A 17183-nucleotide genomic window follows, 5' to 3' on the forward strand; every position below is an offset into this window, starting at 1 on the left:
AAGAGAAGACGCCGCCGCGGTCGCGGCGTCCCCAGGCGTGGTTTAAGGCGGACTAATCTATGGACTTCACGGTCTGTACGGTCTGGGCGCTCGGGAACAGGTTGCTGATGAAGCGGTTCCACCGCACCAGGGCCGCCGTATCCACGAACACCACGTCTTTGGGTTGCAACTCGAACTTCTCCGCCACCGCAAGAGTCTGCGGCGAGCCGGCGTTCAGGTGGAACACCAGCGGCGTCGCTTGCTCAGTGCTGCGCACAACGAATATTTGCGACGGATTCGAGGTCAGCTGGTTCGGTCCTCCGGCCAAGCCCAGCGCTTCGGTCAACGACATGCGTCCGTCACGCATCACTGCCGCGGTGGGCAAGGTCACCTCGCCCATCACGAACACCTTGCTGTCGTCGCGCGGCGTGACCCTGACGATGTCGCCCGACTTCAGCAGCACCTGATTCAGGTCTTGGCCACGCTCGATCAGCGCAGGCACGTTCACGCGAGTACGGCGTCCGTCACGGATCACGTAGACCGCGCTGCGATCGCCCGTGGGCAGAATGCCTCCGGCCCTGTTGACGGCTTCCAACAGGGTCATCGGGATATCGTTGATCGCGATTGCGCCCGGCGTCTTCACTTCGCCATCCACGTAAACACGCTTGCTGCGATATCCCAGAACGCGTACGGTGATCTGCGGATCCTGGATGTACTTGCTTGAACTATTCACTATGAGATTGCGCGCCTGAAGTTCCGTCAACCCGGCCACTTTCAGCAATCCCGCATAGGGAAATTGGATATATCCAGTGGATGAAACCGTATAGCCCGGAATGCCCGAGGCGGTGTCTCCAATGGCTAGTTCCGTGACCCCTGTCCCGATGGCGTAGGTTTGCGTCGGAAGAACGAGTTCGGGGTGATCCCACACCACGATCGAGAGGATGTCTCCGGGCCCGATCAGGTACGGCCCGGACTTGCCATAGAGCTTGTCGACCCCTTCGTTGTCGAGCAATGCCTGGCGCGCGCGCTGGTCTTCAAGCACCAGCGAGGGCGTGATTTCCTTGATTACCGCCTTGGAGTTCGGATCCAACGGATCCGCAAGCTGATTGGCGTCAAAGGTCATACCGGGAGACAAGGCGCAAGCGCCCAGCGAGGACACGAGCGCGATAGCTGCTATGCCTCGGCTCAACGTTCCGAAAAATGTCGTCATGGCAAATCCACTTGTGAATGACTTCGTTGCTTGGAGTGAGCCCGATGCGTAACGGGTTGCGACATTCCACTCTCTTTTCCTAGGCCCGCACATTCGACGGATGTCCTAAGCCTTCTCCTACATCGTTTGGAGGTTTCGGGTGCGTTGCGCACTCAATAAGATTTTGTCGGTAGCCACAAGCTTTGCGGCGGTGCACAGTTTTTGCCTTCCGCACGGCGGCTCCCCACGAACAGGAGTGCGCGATGGACCCGTCCCAAACGGACACGTCGTCTAGATTCAGCGGAGCAAGCTATCTCTATCGCTTGCTCGATGCCGCGATCGTGATCACCTGCGGCCTGACTGCCACCGGCTTGAAATTCTCGGACGATGCCTTGGCGGATCCTCCGCAGATCCATCTGTTCCTTGTGTACCTGTGCGGCCTGGGCGTGGTGGCCATCTTCCCGGCCTTCCGCCTCTATGTATCGTGGCGCGGCCGCCTGCTGACCGACCTGGTCGTGCGCAGCCTGGCGGCGTGGGCGCTGGTGTTCGCGCTGGGCATCTGCATCAGTTTTCTCATGCACCAGACCGCGGCGATATCCCGCGTATGGGCGGCTACGTGGTTTGGCATGTCGGCGCTGACGCTGGCCGGCCTACGGATTGCGGTCTACGCGGTGCTGGGCGCGGCGCGCGACCGCGGGATGGACCGCAAGCGCGTGCTGCTGGTGGGCTTCGGCGCGCTGGGCCATGACCTGTGGCGCCGCGTCGAGCAATACCGCGGCGCGGGCTACGAAGTGGCCGGCATCTACGCCGAGCCCCATGAGAACCTGCCGCCGCAAGTCCGCCGCCTGCATGAGCTGGACGGACTGCATGGCTTCGTGCATGAGCACAACGTCCGCGAGATCTGGATCGTGCTGCCGATGGAAGCGGGCCAGGAACTGCGCGAAGTCCTCTATCACCTGCGCAATGACCTGGTGGATATCCGCTGGATTCCCGATGTCATGTCGATCCAGCTGCTGGGACACCGCATCGGCGAATTCCTGGGCCTGCCCGCCATACAGCTCAACAGCCTGCCCGCTGCCGGCGTGCGCGGCTGGGCCAAGGAAATCTTCGACCGCAGCTTCGCCTTCTGCGCGCTGATCGGGCTGTCGCCCGTGATGCTGACGGTGGCGATCCTGGTGAAGGCGACTTCGCGTGGCCCCGTGTTCTTCACCCAGCCGCGGCTGGGCGTGGACGGCAAGGTCTTCCATGTCTACAAGTTCCGCACCATGACGGTGCATCAGGAGCATGGCGTGGTCACCCAGGCCACCCGCAACGATGCCCGCGTCACGCGCATCGGCGGCTTCCTCAGGCGCACCAGCCTGGACGAACTGCCGCAGTTCCTGAATGTGCTGATGGGCGACATGTCGGTGGTGGGACCGCGTCCGCACGCCCTGGAGCACAACGAAATGTACAAGGACCTGGTGCAACGCTACATGATGCGCCACCGCGTCAAGCCGGGCATCACGGGCTGGGCGCAGGTCAACGGCCTGCGCGGACAGACGGACACGCTGCGCAAGATGAGCGATCGCGTCGAGTACGACATCTACTACATCCAGCACTGGACGTTCAGGATGGACCTGCAGATCATCGCCCGCACGGCGTTGTCGGGATGGACGGGCCGCAATGTCTACTAAACCTTTGGGATGGCCCGAGCAACGCAAGGCCGCGGTCCGCGACGGCGTGCTGGCGCAGGCGGAGTTCCGCCAGGCGGTCGAGATGTTGCCGCTGGTTTCCATCGACCTGCTGCTGCGCGACGCCGCGGGCCGCTACCTGACCGGCCTGCGGGCCAATCCCCCGGCCCAGGGCGCCTGGTTCGTGCCGGGCGGGCGGATCCGCAAGAACGAAACCCTGCACGCGGCGCTGCGCCGCATCGCCCGCGACGAGCTGGGCATCCCGGTCAGCGAGCTGGCCTGGACCCCGCGCGGCGTGTACGAGCACTTTTACGGCACCAATTTTGCGGGTGAAGCCGGACGCTCCACCCATTACGTCGTCCTCGCCTATGAGGCCGAGCTTTCTTTGGACATTTCCAGCCTGCCCCAGGCCCAGCACCGCAGCTACCGCTGGCTGCCCGCCCGTGCCCTCGCCGCCGATCCCGGCGTGCACCCCTACACCCAGGCCTACTTCAAGGAGTGAGCGCCATGACCAATCCCCCTCCCCCGTACCGGGCAGTCATACTCTGCGGCGGTTCAGGCTCGCGCCTGTGGCCGCTGTCGCGCGAACTGCTGCCCAAGCAGTTCATCCGTTTGACCGATGACCGCAGCCTGTTGCAGAACACCCTGCTGCGGCTGGGGTCCGCAGGCGCCGAGGCCCGGCCCATCCTGGTCTGCAACGACGCGCACCGCTATATCGCGGCGGAGCAGGCGCTGGAACTGGGCATCAAGGACGTGGAAGTGATCCTGGAGCCCTTCGCGCGCAACACGGCGCCGGCCATCGCCGCGGCCACCCTGCGCGCCATGCGCGACGGCGAGGACCCGGTCATGCTGATCATGCCGTCGGACCACGTGCTGGAAGACGGCGAGGTGCTGCAGGCCGCCTTCGCCGCAGCCTATCAGGCCGCCCTGCAGGGCGCGCTGGTGACGTTCGGCATCAATCCCACCGCGCCGCTCAGCGGCTATGGCTACATCCAGGCGGACGAGCCCGGCGTGATGGCGCCCGCGCGCCGCGTGCGCCGCTTCGTTGAAAAACCCTCTCCCGAGGTCGCGCAGCGTTTCATCGAAGATGGCGGCTATTACTGGAACAGCGGCATGTTCGCCTTCCAAGCCTCGGTGTTCCTGTCGGAAATGGCGCGCCTGGCGCCCAAGATGCTGGAGCAGGTGCAGGCGGCCGTGGCTATCGGGCATGGCGAGAACTCGCTGTTCCACCTGGACGGCCCGTCCTTCGAAGCGTGCCCCAGCGATTCCATGGACTACGCCATCATGGAACGCACGGACAGCGCCGTGGTCATCCCGCTGGCCGCCTCGTGGAGCGATGTGGGCGCCTGGGACGCGGTCTGGGGCATCGCCCAGAAGACGGTGGAAGGCAACTCCACCACCGGCGACGTCATGGTGGAGGATTCGCGCAACTGCCTGATCCACTCCACCAGCCGGCTGGTGGCCTCGGTGGGCCTGGATGACATCGTCGTGATCGAAACCGCCGACGCCGTGCTGGTGGCGCACAAGTCGCGCTCGCAGGACGTCAAGCGGCTGGTCGAGATCTTCAAGACGCAGCACCGCTCGGAACTGAACCATCACCGCGAAGTGCAGCGGCCCTGGGGATCCTACGACTCGGTAGGCCAGGGTCCACGCTACCAGGTCAAGCGCATCACGGTGAAGCCCGGCGCGCGCCTGTCCTCGCAGATGCACCATCACCGCGCGGAGCACTGGATCGTGGTTTCGGGCACGGCGCGCATCTACAACGGCGACAAGCAGTACCTGCTGACCGAGAACCAGTCGACCTACATCCCGCTGGGCGAGATCCACAGCCTGGAGAACCCGGGAAAGATCCCGCTGGAGATCATCGAGGTGCAATCGGGTGCTTACCTGGGTGAAGACGACATCGTCAGATTCCAGGACATGTATGGCCGGGTATGAAAAGAAGGAGCCCCCACGCCGCACGCGCTCCGCACGCTTGCTGCCACCCGAAGGGGCGCCCTTTTTCAGGCCAGGCATGGCGCGGCTCTGCCTGCCATTGGCGGGGCTGTTCTTCGCCGTGCTGGTAACAGTGGGCAACCTGCCGGGCCTGGCCGCCGAGATGTCGGACGCGTTTGGCGACAAGCGTCTGCATCTTGCGGCTTACGCCTTCCTGACCACGTTGATCTATTTCTCGGTCAACCGTCGCCCGGCGCTGACGGCCCTGGTGGCGATCGCAATGCTGGGTGCGCTGGATGAAGCAATCCAGTCCCTTTTTCCCTATCGACAGGCTGAACTATTAGACCTTTTGGCCGATATCTCCGCGGCTGGTGCAACAGTAATCTCATTGCACATTGGTACCGCAGCCTTCGGCTCCTTTCGTGCAGTCATTAAGTCTTAAGGATACAACCATGCCAAAACGGGCACTGATTACCGGCGTTACTGGCCAAGACGGGGCCTATCTGGCGGAGTTTCTGCTGGCCAAGGGCTATGAGGTCCACGGCATCAAGCGGCGTGCTTCGCTGTTCAATACCGCGCGGATCGACCATCTGTACCAGGATCCGCATGACCAGCCCCGCAATTTCGTGCTGCATCACGGTGATATGACCGACTCTTGCAGCCTGATCCGCATCGTGCAGTCGGTGCAGCCCGACGAGATCTACAACCTGGCCGCCCAGAGCCATGTCGGCGTCTCGTTCGAGGAGCCCGAGTACACGGCCAACGCCGACGGCCTGGGCACCCTGCGCCTCCTGGAAGCCATCCGCATCCTGAAGCTGGAGAACAAGGCCCGCTTCTACCAGGCGTCCACCTCCGAGCTGTATGGCCTGGTGCAAGAGACGCCGCAAAAGGAAACCACGCCGTTCTATCCGCGCAGCCCGTATGCCGCGGCCAAGCTGTACGCCTACTGGATCAGCGTGAACTACCGCGAAGCCTATGGCATGTATGCCTGCAACGGCATCCTGTTCAACCACGAATCGCCCAAGCGCGGCGAGACCTTCGTCACGCGCAAGATCACCCGCGGCCTGGCCCGCATCGTGCTCGGCCTGCAGGAATGCCTGTACCTGGGCAATCTGTCCGCCCTGCGCGACTGGGGCCATGCCCGCGACTACGTCGAAATGCAGTGGCTGATGCTGCAGCAGGACACGCCCGAGGACTACGTCATCGCCACCGGCATGCAATACAGCGTGCGCGAATTCATCAATACCGCCGCGCGCGAGCTGGGCATCCTGCTGGCCTGGGAAGGCGAAGGGCTGGAAGAGACCGCCACCGTGCTGTTCTCGCCGGTCCATGACATCAAGCCGGGCCAGGTGATCGTCCGGGTGGACCCGCGCTACTTCCGCCCGACCGAAGTGGAAACCCTGCTGGGCGATCCGACCAAGGCGCGCGAAAAGCTGGGTTGGTCGCCACGCACCTCCTTCGCGCAACTGGTCAAGGAAATGGTCGAGAGCGATCTGCGCGACGCGCGGCGCGATGCGCTGGTGGAGCAGAACGGCTACGAAATCTACGCCTACAAGGAGTAGCACAACATGACGAACCTGGAGCAACGCGTCTTCGTCGCCGGCCACCGCGGCATGGTAGGCGCCGCGATCACCCGCGAGCTGCAGCGCCGCGGGTACCGCAACGTGCTGACCCGCGGCCGGGAGGAGCTGGATCTGGAAAACCAGAATCAGGTCAACCGCTTCTTCTCGACCACGCCGGTCGACGTGGTGTACCTGGCCGCCGCCAAGGTCGGCGGCATCCTGGCCAACCAGACGCATCCGGTGGAGTTCCTGTACAAGAACCTGATGATCCAGTGCAACGTGATCCGCGCCGCGTATGCCGCCGGGGTGCGCAAGCTGCTGTTTCTGGGTTCGTCATGCATCTATCCGCGCGAAGCCCCCCAGCCCATCCGCGAGGACGCCTTGCTGACGGGGCCGCTGGAGGCGACCAACGAGCCCTACGCCATCGCCAAGATCGCGGGCCTGAAGCTGTGCGAGGCCTATCAGCGCGAGTTCGGCGCGCGTTTCATCTGCGCCATGCCGACCAATCTGTATGGCCAGCATGACAACTACGACCTGCAAAGCAGCCACGTGCTGCCCGCGCTGATCCGCAAATTCCACGAAGGCCGGGAATCCGGCCAGGAAAGCGTGAGCATCTGGGGCACCGGCGCGCCGCTGCGCGAATTCCTGTATGTGGACGACCTGGCCCAGGCCTGCGTCATGCTGATGGAGCATCCGCAGGCGGAAGGCATCTACAACATCGGCGCCGGGCAGGACATCTCGATCGCCGACCTGGCCAGGCTGGTGGCCCGCGTGGTCGGCTACGAGGGCAACATCGTTTACGACAGCAGCAAGCCCGACGGCACGCCGCGCAAGCTGATGGACTCGGCCCGCATGCAGGCGCTGGGCTGGAAACCGGAGATCTCGCTGACGCATGGCATCACGCTGGCCTACGGCCACTTCCTGCGTGAACGCACCCAGCATGCGCTGCCCGTGGCCTGACGGCCTCGCCAGAACCCATATGCCCACAGGCCCCAGCCATGCTCGGATTCCTCAGGAAACATATCGCCGGCAATGCCTCCTTCTGGGGGCTGGTGGAGTATGGCATCGGGCCGGTCGCGGCGCTGGTGGCCCTGCCCATCCTGTTCCGGCAGCTGGGGACCGTGGGCTTCGGCCAGTACTCCATGATCATCGCCCTGGCCGGCTTCGGCAATGCCGCCAACCTGGGCGCGGCGGTGACGGCGACCAAGCTGGTGTCCGAGCGCATGCACGAGCCCGGCGGCGCCTATCGCGCAGCCGGCGTAAGCATGTCGCTGATCGGCTGCGCGCTGGGGGTCGTGACCCTGGCCGCAGTATTGCTGTGGGCAGTGGTGGGCCTGGGCTGGCCGGCGGCGACCTTCGGCGGCGTGGCGGTGACGATGCTGGCCATGCCCGCGCTGGCCATCTACCTGACGCAGCAATATGACCAGCTGTTCTCCGGCTGCCTGAAGGGGCGCGAAGACTTCCGCGCCACGGCGCTGTGCGAAGTCTTCAGCCGCACCGGCACGATGGGACTGGCTTGCGCCACGGCCTGGCTGACGGCATCGCCCACCTGGACCGGCCTGGCGCAGGCGCTGGGACTCCTGATCGCAGGCAGCGTGAAGATGCGCGTGTTCGCGCGCACCTATGGCCGCATCCTGGTGCGCCCGGTGCGCGACCGCAGCGCCATGATGGACGCCTTCCGGTTCTCCCGCTGGTCCTGGCTGAACAGCCTGAGCGCCCTGGCCTTCGGCTCGGTGGACCGGGTGCTGGTCGGCAGCCTCATGGGTCCGGCCGCGCTGGCCATCTATACGGTCGGCGTGCAGGTCGGCCAGATCATCCATACCGCGTCGGTCGCCATCTTCCAGAAGGCCATGCCGCGCGTCACCCGCCTGTCGGTTTCGCCCCCCTATCCCGGCGCCGTCGAACGCGAGATCCGCCGCATGATGCTGTGGAACCTGGCGCTGTCGGCCAGCGCCACGCTGGCGGTGCTGGCGGTCAGCCATCCGCTTCTGAACCTGCTGTTGGGAGACAACGTCGCCAGCGGCCATCTGGGCACCTTCCAGTTGCTGATCGTGGCCTCGGGACTGCTGTCCTTGAACGCCGCGGCGCACTTTTCCCTGCTGGGCCTGGGCAATTCGCGTGCCGTCGCCATCCTGAACGGCCTGGGCGGCCTGGCGATGCTGTGCGTCATGGCAGGACTGGTACACGCGGCGGGCGAACACGCCGCGGCATGGGGCCGCATGGCCTACGCGGCGATCACGCTGGCCGGCGTGGCTCTCGCCATCCGTCAATCCCGCCCAGATTTTCCGGGCGCCTTGCCTGCGGCCACCCGTTAACTCATATGCTGAGGTCCTACATGCGCAAGCGTCATAACGAGTACTCACGTCAGCTCATCGACTTCGTCCGCGAGTTGCGGCCGCCGGCGCCCATCGCCGGCAGCCTGTTGCCGAAAGTGACCATCGTGACCCCCTCGTTCAACCAGGCCCGCTTCCTGGAACGCACCATCCTGTCCGTGCTGAACCAGGGCTATCCGCGGCTGGAGTACATCATCATCGACGGCGGCTCCACCGACGGCAGCGTGGACATCATCCGCAAGTATGAGCGCTACCTGACGTACTGGGAAAGCACGCCGGACCGCGGCCAGTCGCATGCCATCAACAAGGGCTTCGAACGCGCCACCGGCGACTATGTGGGCTGGCAGAATTCCGACGACCTGTACTTCCCCGGCGCCTTGCGCAAGCTGGGCGCGGCCGCCTCCAAGGGGCGCGCGCCCATCGTCAGCGGCAACCTGTTCGTGGCCGACGCCGACAACCGGATCTTCCGCAAGATCCATTACACGCCGGTCAACCGCGGCACGCTGACGGTGGTGAAGGCGTCCATCCCGAACCAGTCGGCGATCTTCCGCCGCGACCTGTTGCAGAAGTACGGGCTCTTGCAGGAGAGCATGCGCTACTGCATGGACCTGGAGCTGTGGAGCCGGCTGCTGCGCGAAGGCAAGAACCTGATCGTGCCTGACGCCATGGGCGTTTACACCGCCCACGACGAAACCAAGACGGCGCTGATGCAGGACGTGCTGCTCGAGGAACGCGAACAGATCGTCACGCGCATCCGCCGCACGGAGCCGGGCCTGGGCAAGCTGTTCGAACTGTCGTGCCGCGCGTCCAAGGTGGCCGCCCACGCACGCCAGGGAGACCTGTCCTATCTGTTCGAAAAACTGACCACCAAGATTTTCGGACGCGACGACTGGGCTTCGCACTAGCGTCTTTCCACACAGAGAAGAGCCGCAATGACCACGCACCGCCGCCTATCCACCCTGCATCTGCTGGGCATGTTCGCCTTCACGGCGCTGGCCTTGAACGACGACCACTTCGTCCTGGGCGTCGGCAGCTTCAAGCTGTCGCCCTTCGATTTCCTGTTCGTCGCCATGCTGGTGGTCAAGATGTTGAGGCTCGCGGATCCCGCGGCCTATGCGCTGCCCCGCGGCATGCTGGGCATGCTGCTGGGTATCCAGACCGTGTCGGTGATCTATCTGATCCTGGTGTCGCTGCATCATCCGGGCATCGAGACCGGCGACGTGGCGCGGGACCTGCGCATCGTGTTTTATTTCTTGTGCACGCCCTTTCTTTGCTACAAGGATATCGATAGCCCGGCCGCCTACGCGGTGCTGCAGAAGTACATCGTGGCGGCCTGCCTGGCCGTGGCCACGCTGATGCTGGCCGAACAGCTGCAAGGCTTCAGCGTGGCGAATCCGCTGCGCAACGTGCGGCTGGGCGTATGGGCCATCCCGTTCGGCGTGGTGTCGCTGCTGTACTTCCGGCGCACGCTCAACGTTTCCGGACCCAAGGCCTACGCGCTGACGGTCTATATGCTGCTGGCCCTCGTGTTTTCGCTGAACCGCAGCCAATACCTGCAGCTGGCGATCTCGGTGTTCATCGCCGTGCTATTGGGCGCGGGCCCCGAGATCCGGCGCCGCGCCGTGCTGGTCTTTGCGCCGGCGGCAGTCGCCGGGGTGCTGGTCTTCGCCGCGATCGGCTACCTGGACGTGCTCACCAATCGCATCTTCAGCGTCGAGCGCCTGGACGAGGACTCCAGCTATGGCGCACGCATCCAGGAGATGCAGGGACAAATGGACTTCTTCGCGGAGAGTCCGGTGTTCGGCAAGGGCGCGGGCTTTCGCAGCTGGGTCATGGGCGAGAACGGCTTCGAGCTGAGCACCTTCGCCCACAATTCCTGGGCCTTCTACCTGATGAAGTTCGGCGTGGTCGGCACCTTCATGATCATGCTGCCGCCCGTGCTCATTCTGCTGCTCACGCTGTTCCGACGATATGCGCATCCAGGCCTGGAGCTGCACCGGCGCTACCTGCTGGCCACCGCGCCTATCTATATCTTCATCGACTCGCTTTCCGGCGGCCTGGCGTACGCGCCCAAGACCGCCTTCACCGGGTTCCTGCTGTGCTATTGCCTGTCGCTCATGCGCAATGCCCAGATCATGCCCGTGCCAGAACAAAGAACGACATCCGCCCCCAGCCACCGCCCGGACGTTGCGCGCCGGACGCCAACTAGAGTGATCCCACATGCCTGATGTCTTGTTTGTCGCGCCAGACCTGCACGGCGGCGTAGGAAGATGTGTCGCCTTCATCGTGGATGCCTTGCCGGAACAAGGGGTGGATTCCGCCTTGTTCCTGCTGCGCTCGCGTATCCGCGAGTATCCCGTATCCAATCCGAAGGTAACCCGGGCGCTCCCCGTCAACGAATCTCCGACCGCGCTGCGGCTGATGCTGCCCGTGGCCTTTTTCAAACTGCTCATGCAGATCCGGCGCGACAAGCCCGCCATCGTCTGCTCGCACGGCCTCTTGTGCAACATGCTGGTGGTGGCGGCCAAGAAGCTGCTGCGCGGCAAGTTCGCCACCGTCGCCTTCGAACACAGCAGCCCGGCCATCCATTACGGAGCCTCGCGCATGCGGCGCCTGAAATGCTGGCTGGTCAGCCAGACCTACCGGCGTCACGATGCGGTGGTGGGCGTATCGCGCGGCGTCAAGGAAGACCTGGTCAGCATGTTCCCGCCGCTGCGCGGCAAGGTCCACACCATCTACAACGGCGTGCCGCTGGAAAATGTACGTGCGCAGGGCAGCCGCGGCGGCGACGAATCCGCGCAAACCGAGCCTTACCATGTCGTGGCCGTGGGCCGGCTCGAAGCGGTGAAGGACTATGCGACGCTGATCGACGCGGCCGCCCTGCTGGACGACCCCGGCATCCGCTTCACCATCCTGGGCGAAGGATCCGAGCACGCCGCCCTGCAAAAGCGCATCGATGAGCGCGGCTCGCGCAGCCCGGTCACCTTGGCCGGCCATATCGACAACCCGTTCCCGGTGATTGCGGGCGCCGGCGCATTCGCCCTGACCTCCCTGCGCGAGAGCTTCGGCAATGTGCTGGTGGAGGCGCTGTGCCTGGGGGTGCCGGTGATATCCACCGACTGTCCCCATGGCCCGGCTGAAATCCTGGATTCCGGCCGCTACGGCCTGCTGGTTCCTGTGGGCGACGCCGCGGCCCTGGCCGAGGCGGTGCGCCGCCTGGCCTATGACGCGGAAACGCGTGAACGGTTTGCCGAGCAAGGCCCGGAACGCGCCGACGCCTTTTCACTGGAACGGCACTGCCGCAACGTCATCGCCCTCTTCCGCCCGCTGATGCAGCGCGGCACGCCCTGAACAGGACAGCATCATGCAGAAGATACCGGTATCGGTCGTCGTCATGACGAAGAACGAGGAACGCAACATCAACAAGTGCCTGAAGGCGCTGGTCGAATTCGACGAAGTATTCGTGGTGGACTCCAACAGCACCGACGCGACCTGCGCCATGGCGACGGCGCTGGGCGCCAAGGTCTCCAACTTCCAGTGGAACGGCAAGTATCCCAAGAAGAAACAGTGGTGCCTGGAACAGCTGCCGTTCTCGCATCCGGTGGTGCTGTACGTGGACGCGGACGAGGAGATGACGCCCGCTCTGGCCGCCGAGATACGCGAAGCCCTGCCGCGCTTCGCGGCGGGCGCGGGCGGCGCCTTCGTGCCGTTCGATTACGTGTTCTGCGGCAAGAAGCTGGAACACGGGCACCGCGTCTACAAGCTGGCCCTGTTGGCGCGCGACCGCTCGCGCTTCCTGGACTATGACGACCTGGACGTGGCGCACATGTGGGAGGTCGAAGGCCACTACCAGCCGCAAGTCGAAGGCGAGACCTTCGCCTTGCGCCAGCGCATGGTGCACAACGACCATGATTCGCTGTTCCATTATTTCGACAAGCACAACCGCTATTCCGACTGGGAAGCGAACCTGCGCACCAAAGGCCTGATGAACGATCCGCGCGAGGCCAACGTGGGCGCGCGCGCCCTGCTCAAGCGCATCTTCCAGGCCATGCCGTTCAAGGCGCCCATCTCGTTCCTGCATTCCTATGTGTTCCGCCTGGGCTTCCTGGACGGCAAGGCGGGCTACGACTACGCGGTGGCGCGCGCCATGTACTACTGGCAGATCCGCATCAAGACCGAGGAAATCCAGAAGGCGCGGCAGGCCAGCGCCGCCGCCGCGCGCGACGACGCCGTGGCGGGAGCCGCCAAATGAGCGCCCTGCAGCAGCTCGACCGTTTTGCGCTGGCGCCCGGCCAGCGCGGCCGCTCCGCCCTGACGGTGCAGCTCTGGTGGACGGTGCAGGCGACGCTGTTCCGCTGGTCGCCGCAGGTCGCCTATGGCTTTCGCCGCTGGCTGCTGCGCTGCTTCGGCGCGCGGGTCGGCCGCAAGGTCCTGATCCGGCCCACCGCCACCGTGACCTATCCCTGGAAGGTCGAAATCGGCGACTACGCCTGGATCGGCGACGACGCGGTCATCTACAGCCTGGGGCCCATCCATATCGGCGCCCACGCCGTGGTGTCGCAACGCAGCTACCTGTGCGCCGCCGACCACGATGCGGGGCAACCCGATTTCCCCTTGCGAGAACGCGCCGTGCGCATCGAGGACGGCGCGTGGGTGGCGACCGACGTGTTCATCGGCCCCGGCGTGACCGTCGGACGCGAAGCCGTGATCGGCGCGCGCAGCTCGGTATTCCGCAACATGCCGCCCGCCATGGTGTGCCACGGCAACCCATGCCGCCCGGTACGCCCGCGCCAGGCTGGCCCGGCATGAAAATCCTCATCTACGGCATCAACTACGCGCCTGAACTCACAGGTATCGGCAAATACAGCGCCGAACTGGCCGAATGGCTGGCTGCGCGCGGCCACGACGTCAGCGTGGTGACGGCCCCGCCCTACTATCCGCAGTGGCAGGTGCACGATGGTTATCGCGCCGGCCGCTACCGCAAGGAAGTCTTGCGCGGCGTCACCGTACGCCGCGCGCCGCTCTGGGTTCCCGAACGGCCGGGCGGCCTCAAGCGCCTGATCCACCTGGCCAGCTTCGCCCTGTCCAGCCTGCCCTCGCTGTTGCGCGCGGCCGCGGGACGGCCGGACATCATCCTGGTGGTGGAACCCGCGCTATTCTGCGCACCCGCCGCCTGGCTGGCGGCGCGGCTTTGCGGCGCCCGCGCCTGGCTGCACATCCAGGACTATGAAGTGGACGCCGCGTTCGAGCTGGGGCTGCTCAAGGGCGCCGGCCTGCGCGCCATGGTGCTCAGGGCCGAACGCTGGCTGATGCGCCGCTTCGACCGCGTGTCCACCATTTCCAACCGCATGCTGGACCTGGCGCGGACCAAGGGCGTGGACCCGGGCCGCGCCGTGCTGCTGCCCAACTGGATCGACGTCGATGCGATCGCGCCGCGCGCCGGCGGCGGCGACTACCGCGCCGAGCTGGGCATTCCTCACGACGCCATCGTTGCGCTTTATTCAGGCAACATGGGCGGCAAGCAGGGCTTGCAGACGCTGGCCGACGTGGCCCGCAGACTCAGCCGCGAGACGCGCCTGTGGTTCGTCTTCTGCGGCCAGGGACCCGAGCGCGCGCCGCTGCAGCAGCAATGCGAGGGCCTGGCCCGCGTCGTCTTCCTGGACCTGCAGCCGGCCGAACGCCTGGGCGAACTGCTCAACACAGCCGACATCCATCTGCTGCCGCAACGCGCCGGCGCCGCCGACCTGGTGATGCCGTCCAAGCTGACCGGCATGCTGGCCAGCGGCCGGCCCGTGGTGTGCGGCGCCGCGCCCGGCACCGAGCTGGCCGGCGTGGTCGCGCGCTGCGGCCTGCTGACGCCGCCGGAAGACGGCGCCGCCATGGCCGAGGCGGTGCGCAAGCTCAGCTACAACGCGCAGATCCGCGAAACCCTGGGCGCCGCGGCGCGCCAGTACGCGCAGACGCATCTGCACGTCGACAGCGTGCTGGCTGCGGCGGAACAGGAATTCGAAGCGCTGGTTGCGGCCAAGGGCAAGCATGCGGCCCGCGGCGCGGGCGTTTGAACGGCCGAACGACCGCACAAGCCTTTCGCATCTGCCGCGTGCAAGCCGTCAACGCTGCGACGCGTTCAATTTTCCTTGGGCGGTTGGCGATGGGTTACGCGCGCTCGAGACCGACGCTCTTGCATCGGATCTCTCGCGCCTAACCCATCCTACGCATCGGGATCATGCTTGGCGGCCGTTGCGCCGTTGCCGCTTCTGACCAGTCCCATCTGCACGGCGATATAGGCCGCCTCGGCCTGGTTGCGCGCGTTCAGTTTCCAGTACAGCGTGCGCGCATGGCTCTTCACCGTGGCCACCGATATGCCGACCTGCTGGCCGATCTCGCGCATGGTCTTGCCCTGCACCAGCAACTGCAGGATCTCTTCCTGCCGTTGGGTCAGTTCCCTTAGTTCCTGGGTTGGCGGATGCGAGGCGCCCTGAGGTCGGGCCGCGGGCTGCGGATAGCACTCGCCGCCCGCCATGACGAGGCTGACCGCGGCCGCCAGCGCATCGGGGCTGGAGGCCTTGGGCATGTAGCCCGCGACGCCCGCCCGCGCGCACGCCGCCATGACGCCCGGGTCCAGTACCGAATAAAGCACCAGCACCAGCCGCGGCATGAAGAACGCCATCGATTGGGACAGGAGCCCGACGTCCTGCTCGGCCAGGCCGCTGCAACCCATCACCAGCAGTTCCACTGGGCGATTGATCGAACTGGACATGGTGAGCAATTGGGCTGGCGAGATGGCCAGAATATCGTCGGTGTTCCGCGCACGCTCCAGCACATGCTGGATCGCGACACGGAGCAGAGCGTAGTCTTCGATCAGTACGGTTGTCATCCCGGGGGGAACCTTGTGACGCATGGCCCATACACGGTTCCCATGACGCTGGCGCATCATTGCTGCAACGGCAGGCTGCTGGCGTCACCGACCTCACGGGAATCTCGTCCGCGGCACGGAATCGCGATGGCGAGGCGGAGTGGTTCGCCCTCTCGATCCAGTCTTGCGGACACAACCCATGCTATCAGCGGCTACGTTCGCTGAATCTCGTTCAGGAGGATGATTGGTGGAGGAATGCAGCAGCACTGCGACCGCGGATACTGCTGTGTAAGAATTAGCCATGATGGCTATGCGCATACCCGGCAGCAATGGAACGCTTGCGTTCCAGGCTGCCGGGCAGGCAGCGCAACCACGGCCGCGCTACCCGAGCTTGCGCCCATAGAGCTGCCCGGCGTCCACATCCCTGCCATTGGGCTCATGCCATTCCAAGGTCGCGCCACGTTGCAGCGCCGCGTACACGGCTTCGCCCTTGTTCTTGACATGCAAGCGCTGATAAAGCGTGCATGCATGCGTCTTGGCCGTTGCCACCGAAATGTTCAACATCCTGCTGACGGTCTTGATCGGATAACCGCGCGCCAGCAACACCAGCACCTCGTATTGTCGCGGCGTGATCTGCAGCAGCTGCGCGCCGGCGCTGACGGGCATGGAGCCCTTGCTGGCGGCGGCATCGTCGGCTTCCCGGGCCGGCAAGGCGCAGACCGTTTGCGCGGGAGCCTGCAACGCCTGTTCGCTGGGGAAGCACTGCCCGCCCGCCATGACCAGGCGGATGGCCGCTTCAAGGATCTCCACCGAGGCCGTCTTCATCAGGCAGCCGTAGACGCTTGCCCCGGGCAGGCCCTGCACCGGCATGGGCAGGGGCATGACGTCCGTCAGAAGCAGGATCCGCTTGGGCGTGAGCACGCGCTGGATTTCATGCAGCGCGCTCCATGCTTCGTCGGTATCCACCGGCAATCCGTAGATCAACAGGTCGGCGCCCGCGTGCACGCCGTCCGCCTTGGAGATGTCAGCCAAACCCATCCCCTCGATTTCCCACACATCATCCAACTTGCTCAGAATCTGCCACAACCCCAACCGCAGGAGCGGATGGGCTTCAATCAGGACCATCTTGGCCATGGTGTCCTCCCGGTTTTTCGACGGGCCTAGAAGGGATCTTCGCTGTGCTGAAGACTATTTTTTTTCCAACCCCGCGGTGCGAGTCCGCAATATTCCGGAATATCTAATGAAGCTGAACCGGAGCATTTGGGCTGGGAGACTTTGGTAGCCAACATAACGGATGGCATGGACCCATCTTATGGTTCGAAATTGTCAAAATCAAGACGTTTCGGCTCGATATAATCCGACAAAAACAGAAATCATTCGTTAGCCTTAATCATCATCGTAAATCCGGACGAGACGCGCATCTCATCCATTCCGGCGCTAGGGTTTTCACCAGGAATTCCCCATGAGGAGCTTGCGCTTTCCCTATGGAAGATGCAGGACGGACGTGGCTTCCAGGCTAAGGCAGGCCGATGTTACAGCCGTAAAAAAGCCGCGCCGCGGCATCCGCCGGGCGCGGCCTGGAAGTTCCGGAACCAGGACAATAACTGTCTATATGTTTCCGCGGACACATCAAGCCCGTGCGTCTTTCTCGTAATCGAA

Annotated in this window: 16 protein-coding genes; 13 read left to right on the forward strand and 3 right to left on the reverse strand. The window is 64.8% G+C overall.

All coding sequences use genetic code 11. The features are described from left to right. Nucleotides 1-52: 52 nt before the first annotated feature. Complete coding sequence (locus ACM1PE_RS18455; RefSeq protein WP_059372191.1) at nt 53-1189, reverse strand: polysaccharide biosynthesis/export family protein; 1137 nt, start codon at nt 1187-1189, stop codon at nt 53-55. Nucleotides 1190-1431: 242 nt separating this feature from the next. Between ACM1PE_RS18455 and ACM1PE_RS18460 the strand changes: the two genes are divergently transcribed. From ACM1PE_RS18460 to ACM1PE_RS18520, 13 genes are all read left to right on the forward strand, one after another. Then, the gene (locus ACM1PE_RS18460) at nt 1432-2841 is read left to right on the forward strand and encodes an undecaprenyl-phosphate glucose phosphotransferase (protein ID WP_059372189.1); all 1410 of its coding nucleotides are present in this window, start codon (nt 1432-1434) and stop codon (nt 2839-2841) included. Nucleotides 2842-2887: 46 nt separating this feature from the next. Further along, entirely contained in the window at nt 2888-3340 is a 453-nt protein-coding gene (locus ACM1PE_RS18465) for a GDP-mannose mannosyl hydrolase (RefSeq protein WP_059372823.1), read from the forward strand. Nucleotides 3341-3345: 5 nt separating this feature from the next. After that, nucleotides 3346-4776, forward strand: coding sequence for a mannose-1-phosphate guanylyltransferase/mannose-6-phosphate isomerase (locus ACM1PE_RS18470; protein ID WP_059372188.1), 1431 nt, complete (start codon nt 3346-3348; stop codon nt 4774-4776). 76 nt (nt 4777-4852) lie between these two features. Further along, the gene (locus ACM1PE_RS18475; protein ID WP_059372186.1) at nt 4853-5215 is read left to right on the forward strand and encodes a VanZ family protein; all 363 of its coding nucleotides are present in this window, start codon (nt 4853-4855) and stop codon (nt 5213-5215) included. A gap of 10 nt (nt 5216-5225) precedes the next feature. Next, entirely contained in the window at nt 5226-6335 is a 1110-nt protein-coding gene (gene gmd / locus ACM1PE_RS18480; protein ID WP_013395110.1) for a GDP-mannose 4,6-dehydratase, read from the forward strand. 6 nt (nt 6336-6341) lie between these two features. After that, nucleotides 6342-7295 (forward strand): GDP-L-fucose synthase family protein, encoded by a 954-nt coding sequence (locus ACM1PE_RS18485; protein ID WP_054453071.1) that lies wholly within the window; start codon nt 6342-6344, stop codon nt 7293-7295. Nucleotides 7296-7333: 38 nt separating this feature from the next. Continuing rightward, complete coding sequence (locus ACM1PE_RS18490; protein ID WP_059372184.1) at nt 7334-8650, forward strand: oligosaccharide flippase family protein; 1317 nt, start codon at nt 7334-7336, stop codon at nt 8648-8650. Between the two features lie 20 nt (nt 8651-8670). After that, on the forward strand, nt 8671-9573 hold the full coding sequence (locus tag ACM1PE_RS18495; protein WP_059372182.1) for a glycosyltransferase family 2 protein: 903 nt from the start codon (nt 8671-8673) through the stop codon (nt 9571-9573). A 27-nt stretch (nt 9574-9600) separates the two neighbouring features. Further along, nucleotides 9601-10896 carry an O-antigen ligase family protein gene (locus ACM1PE_RS18500; RefSeq protein ID WP_059372180.1) on the forward strand — a complete coding sequence of 432 codons (1296 nt, stop codon included), beginning with the start codon at nt 9601-9603 and terminating at the stop codon, nt 10894-10896. After that, nucleotides 10889-12019 (forward strand): glycosyltransferase, encoded by a 1131-nt coding sequence (locus ACM1PE_RS18505; protein ID WP_059372179.1) that lies wholly within the window; start codon nt 10889-10891, stop codon nt 12017-12019. Before ACM1PE_RS18500 ends, ACM1PE_RS18505 begins: the two co-directional genes overlap by 8 nt. Before the next feature lie 13 nt (nt 12020-12032). Continuing rightward, nucleotides 12033-12920: a glycosyltransferase family 2 protein gene (locus ACM1PE_RS18510; RefSeq protein WP_059372178.1), complete on the forward strand. Its 888-nt coding sequence runs from the start codon at nt 12033-12035 to the stop codon at nt 12918-12920. Continuing rightward, on the forward strand, nt 12917-13477 hold the full coding sequence (locus ACM1PE_RS18515) for a putative colanic acid biosynthesis acetyltransferase (RefSeq protein WP_059372172.1): 561 nt from the start codon (nt 12917-12919) through the stop codon (nt 13475-13477). The genes ACM1PE_RS18510 and ACM1PE_RS18515 overlap by 4 nt, the downstream gene beginning before the upstream one ends. After that, nucleotides 13474-14730, forward strand: a complete 1257-nt coding sequence (locus tag ACM1PE_RS18520) for a glycosyltransferase WbuB (RefSeq protein WP_419340642.1) — start codon at nt 13474-13476, stop codon at nt 14728-14730. Before ACM1PE_RS18515 ends, ACM1PE_RS18520 begins: the two co-directional genes overlap by 4 nt. Before the next feature lie 149 nt (nt 14731-14879). On the opposite strand, the gene ACM1PE_RS18525 is transcribed toward ACM1PE_RS18520, so the two are convergent. Further along, nucleotides 14880-15545: a response regulator transcription factor gene (locus ACM1PE_RS18525; RefSeq protein WP_059372171.1), complete on the reverse strand. Its 666-nt coding sequence runs from the start codon at nt 15543-15545 to the stop codon at nt 14880-14882. A 360-nt stretch (nt 15546-15905) separates the two neighbouring features. Further along, a complete protein-coding gene (locus tag ACM1PE_RS18530) occupies nt 15906-16658 on the reverse strand; it encodes a response regulator transcription factor (protein WP_059372168.1) in 753 nt (250 codons plus the stop codon). Between the last annotated feature and the right edge of the window lie 525 nt (nt 16659-17183).

This window comes from Achromobacter sp. PD1, from assembly GCF_048541815.1.
GTDB lineage: Bacteria > Pseudomonadota > Gammaproteobacteria > Burkholderiales > Burkholderiaceae_B > Achromobacter > Achromobacter bronchisepticus_A.